Annotated in this window: 3 protein-coding genes; all 3 read right to left on the minus strand. The window is 53.2% G+C overall.

Annotation, left to right across the window (positions count from 1 at the left end; all coding sequences use genetic code 11):
* On the minus strand, positions 1 to 3,666 hold a 3,666-nt coding region (locus tag EDM60_RS28270; protein WP_482758291.1), incomplete at its 3' end, for an RHS repeat domain-containing protein.
* A 138-nt stretch (positions 3,667 to 3,804) separates the two neighbouring features.
* A complete protein-coding gene (locus EDM60_RS28275) occupies positions 3,805 to 4,785 on the minus strand; it encodes an RCC1 domain-containing protein (RefSeq protein WP_122966898.1) in 981 nt (326 codons plus the stop codon).
* A 16-nt stretch (positions 4,786 to 4,801) separates the two neighbouring features.
* Positions 4,802 to 5,292 (minus strand): Ig-like domain-containing protein (locus EDM60_RS28280; protein WP_208715264.1); only part of this gene is annotated, 491 nt, incomplete at its 5' end.

The raw sequence follows: 5,292 nt of genomic DNA on the forward strand, positions 1-5,292 counted from the left end.
GTAGTCTTTTCCCATCATCGTCTGGTTGTTCAGGCGGCGGAACTCGTCGTAGCTGTAGCGGACGGTTTGGCCGTAGTTGTTGGTTTCCGTCAAAAGCGAGCCAGCGAGCGGATCGTAGGTGCGTTCTTCGTAGAAGCCATTGCCAGCAGATACTTTCGTCATTTCGTAAAACGGCGAGTATTGGTAGCTGAACAGGACGCCGTTTTTGTCCTGGAAGGTTTTCACCGAGCCGTTTTTGTCGTAGGTGTACTGCTCGGCTTTAGTTTCCGGGTTCTTTTCGGATAGTTTCCAGGACAGCGCGTTATACGTGTACAAGGCGGAGGTCGTGCCATTTTCGACGACGGTGACGAGGTTGCCGAGTCCGTCGTAGCCGTATTCGTTGACGTTGTTCTCCGGGTCGCGCAGGTAAACGAGTTGGCCGTTGGCATCGTAGCGCAAGGTCCAGCGTTGGGAGGTGCTGCCGTCGGTCACTTCTTTGTCCGTGACTTTTCCGAAACGGTCTGTCTGGATATACGTAATGCGGCGCTTTCCGTCTTGTTGTGTCGTTTCCTCGGTGCTCTCTACCCGGCCGTACAGGTCGCGGTAGGTGGTGACGATGTAGCCGTTTGGTGCCACGGTTTGTTCGGTCAGGCGCGGCAAGTAGCTGCTGCCGTCGCGGTAGGCGTTGTTGCGATGGGAGCGGGTCGTTCCGAGAGCGTTCGTCGTTTGGTAGACAAAGCCGTCCCAATCGTAAGCATAAGAGGTGCTCTTGGCCTGGTTTCCGTAGGGAATCGTGCGGCTGACCTGCAAACCGTCTGGCGTAAACTCATTTTCCACGAGCGGGCGCGTGCCGCCGTTTTTCCCCTTTTGCTCCTGGTAGGCGATATCGCCATACGGAGTGTAGTACGTAATAACCCGCGACGAGTCTGGCAAGGTTCGTTCGACCACCCCTGGCCCTGCTGTCTTGGTGCCCGTGGCATCGCCATCACGGTACGTGTACGAAATCGTGCGCGTTGATCCCTGATTCCGATAGCTCTCGGAAAGGAGACGGCCCAGCGTGTCGTAGTCGTAGGTGACTTTGCCCCCGTCCGGGTACGTTTGGCTTTTGACCTGGCTTTGCTCGTCAATGTCTAGCGAGAAGGTCAGGACGTCGGTCTTGCCGCTTTCCAGCTCGACCCCGGCCACCGTGATTTGCGTTGGCTGCAAGCCGTAGGCGTCGTAGGCGGGAAACGTTTGCGTTCTCGTCTTGCCGCCGAAGTTTTCCGTGACCGAGTAAAGCTGTTTGTTCGTGTATTCGTAGGTGCGCTCTGTCGTCTGGCTTTTGTACCCCGCCAGATTCGCTGGATACGAGTAGATCTCGGTTTCTTTTCGCAGCAAATACTGATCGTTGTACTCGTAGGACAGATTGGAGTAATACGGATCGCCGGAAGCGGCGGTGGCTTGCGTCCGCGTCGCCTTCAGCAAGGAAAAGGTGCGGAATCTCCCTTGGCTTTCCAGATCGTACGTCCATGTCGTCAAGATGCCGTCTGGCGCGAGTTGTTTGACCAGATGCCCGTACTCGTTGTATTCGTAGTACGTCTCTTGCGCGTAGTTGTTGAGTTTGGCGGCGTACGCGGCGCGCTTGGACAGAACGGGTTCTTTTAAATAGGACGAAAACACATCCGGGTCGGACACGGAGACGGGTTCCAGAAATACGTACTGGTAGGTCGGCTTCGTCTGGCGGCCGGAATAGGCATAGGTGGTATACGTTGTCGGGTTGTACGATACGGCATATTTCGCCCCGGCAATCGACGTTCCTCCCTGGCTGATTCCGGTCGTCTTCGCGCTTCGCAGCAGCGGCGTTCCGTCTGCGTTGATGCGGTAAAACAGCGAACGGGTGTAGCGGGACGGCTCCGTTTCCGTGACCTGGAACGTATCGCCATGCCGATCGGCCATGTTTTTCAGCCGGGGCAGCTGCTCTTTCGGCATTTTCCATATTTCGTAAAAGGTGTCGTTGTCGGCATAGCTTTTTTCCAAACGGTACGTGTTCGTGCCTTTTGGCGTTTGCAGAGCGTAGCTGTACGTGACCTTGTTCACCGGGTGATAGGAGACGTAGCTGAGGGCGTAACGGTCTTGGAACATGCGTACCAGTCCGTCTTTGATCGACGTCTGGTCTAACTGGTACGGTCGGTACTCATACTGGATCGACAGCCCTTGCAGCGGGTAGCTGGCCTCCTGCATGAGCAAATAGTCGAGTTCCTTCCGCGTCTTTTTGTCTTCGGCCCAATATTTCGGCGACTCTTGGAGCGCTTGATCCGTCGCGACCTTGTCTAACGTGTACTTTTTGTTCAGATTGAAATAGGCCATTCCTTTGGTGCGCGGGTTATGGTACGAGTAGCGGGCGGTGGTGTACGCGCCGTTTCCTTTGCCGCCTGGCGGGAGCACCTCTACACGAGTGAGCTGGGTGTAGATGGCCAAGCCCGATTTTTGTTCCAAATGGTAGCGGATGTGCTTGAGCACCGTCGTCTCCGATTTGTCCTTGTAGACGATCAGGTCTTGGGTCCGGTCGTTGACACCCCTTCTTTTCAGGACCACATACCGCCCGACGCTGTCCTCGATGGAGATGAGCTCGCCGTCACTACTGACCGTGTACGTGATTTTATCGCCGTAGATGTTCGATTTGACGATCGTCCCTCTCAGCAAATCAAACTCGTAAATCCAGTTGCGGAAGGACAAGGTGTAGTTGCTGTTCAGTCGCTCCACGGAGAAGCTGGCATCTTTGTACGGATAATTGACAAACTGGTTGTAGTGATATTCGAGCGACGTTCCGTCTTCGAGCGTAATAAAATAACGGTTGCCCGCCGGCAGATCATAGACCCGGGTGGTGTAGATTTCTTGCCCCGGGTTGCGGGAATCGTCGCTCACAGAGGCGGAGTGCTCGCGGGAGACGATCTCCAATTTCGGCACGTTGAAGTCCCAGCCGGTTGCAAATCGTTCCGGAGAGGAATGGGCTTCGTTGCCTGTCTCGGTTTCGTTCCAGCCGGGCACGCTGATTTTGCTGCCCAGAGAATGGTAGCGGCGTTGCAGGACCACGTCCATGCCATGTTTGCCTTGCAGGTACACATCCTGCTCGACCAGATTGGCCGCCCGGTACACGTCGTCTACCGATGATTCGGTCTTGGAACGGGCGAAGTGAAACTCTTGCTCTTTTTCCGTGTACTGCGTAGGCGGAAGCGGCGTCGCTGCCTGGATGTCCATCGTTTCCGCGAGCTTGCGGATTTCCGCCATTTTCGCCGGGATAAGCGGTGTGAGCTTCTGGAGCCATTGCTGCTGGTCCGGCGTCACCGATTGATAACGGGAAAGAAGGTCCGTGTCGGTGAAGGCTTTGGCTTGCGCGCGCTCTTCTTCGGTGAGGAGCTGTTCCAGATCCGAGTAGAAATAGGCGGCAAATGTCAATAGCTCCCGGTCAAACGTGCGGTGGATTTCGCTGGCGGTGGAAGCATCCAGTTGTGTCCAGGGCAGCTTGGCGATATCCGCTTCGGTAAAGGTGATCGGATCGCTTTTCGCGGGTTGTTGTTCGATCGGAACAAGCTGTTCGTCCGCGATGGACTGCTGGAGTTCGTTGGTCACAGCTTCCGGTGTGGATGCGGTGGTTGGTGTGTCCTGCGATTCCTGTGGGAGCGGCTCTTGGGATGGTTCGTTGGCCAAGGCTGCTCCTGGTGGCAGCAGGGTGATGCATAGGGCCAGGCAGAGAAGGTAGATGAGTGCTTTTATGGAAAGGTGTTTCATAGGGCCTCCATCATGGGTAGTAGTCCCCCCTTGGTGAGAAGGGGGGATTGGTGTTGGTTAGGGGAGTGTGATTTGGATGGGTTTGTTGCTATGAGTAGTTGTGCCGTTGCCGAGTGAGCCATAGTCACCAGATCCCCAAGCATAAATGGTCCCATCTTTTTTTCTGGCTAAGCCACGATCCGCATTAGCCCCGCTAGCAATTTCTTCAACGTCAGTTAAATCGATTACTTGCACTGGTGCGTATCTGTTTTTATTCGTACCATCACCTAATTGGCCAAAATAATTGTCTCCCCAAGCGTAAACATTTCCATCTATATCAAGGGCATAGCCGCATACACTTCCTGCCGCCACCGACACAATATTGGAAAGAGAGACTATTTTTGTTGGAGATGGTACGTTATTGGTGTGGTTTAAACCTAGTTGACCAAATTTATTTGCCCCCCATGCCCAGACAGTTCCGTCTTTTTTGACAGCAAGATTAACTCCTTGCCCTGCAGCAATATCCTTTACATCGTCGATATCTGCTACTTTAATAGGCTGCTGATAGTTGCTGTCTAAAAATGATCCCCACATCCAAACTGTCCCATCTTTTTTCAGGGCTAATCCATGAGAAGATCCGGCAGCTATCTCGACTATGTCGGTGAGACCAACTGCTTGAACTGGAGTAATACTGCTGTTTGTTGTCCCGTCCCCCAACTGGCCTGAGCTATTATTCCCCCAGCTCCAGACTGTTCCATCAGATTTTAAAGCCATGCTATACTCACTTCCTGCTGAAATGCGCGTAACGTTTATCAATCCTTTTACCAGAACCGGCACATTCTTTCGAACCGTAGTGCCATCTCCTAGCTGACCACTAGTATTGTCCCCCCACGCCCAAACTGTTCCATCTTCCTTCAAAGCAAGAGAGTGCTTATTCCCCGCAGCACTGCTCACCATACTATCTGCTGCATGTGCAGGATTTTGTGCGAGGGCAAGAATGGTCATCGATGCTAAAAACAGATTGGTTACTCTTTTGACAATCGTGCTTCTTTTTTTCATTTTGTTTACCTCCATGCTATTGTCCATTCGTTTGAACAGGAACTATCCTGTTTATAGTGGTGCCGTCTCCCAGTTGTCCTTTGTCGTTTCGACCCCATGCCCAGGCTGTTCCATCTTCCTTGATCATCAGGGCGTGATAGCTACCTGTTGACAGGCGTTTGGCTTGAGGGGCTATTTCTTTAACCTGTACTGAAATGGTGAGTGTCTGGTTGTAATAACGAACTGTAATCGTCGCTGTCCCTGCTGTTCCTCCGGCTGTAATTACACCTGTCGCATTTACGGCAGCGATTTCGGGATGGCTACTTTCATACGTTGCTTGCGTCGTTACATCTTGCGAGTCGCCGCTTGCATAGGTTGCCGTTACTTTCAACGGCTTGTTTTGTTCTGGAAGCAACTGGATAGAGCTTGGGACTGCTATCAACTGGTTGGGCGTAATCACTCGTACACTTGCTACTGGCGTTGTCCGGTTTTGTGTCGTGCCGTCTCCCAGTTGTCCTTTGTCGTTTC

Source organism: Brevibacillus parabrevis, assembly GCF_003710905.1.
GTDB lineage: Bacteria > Bacillota > Bacilli > Brevibacillales > Brevibacillaceae > Brevibacillus > Brevibacillus parabrevis.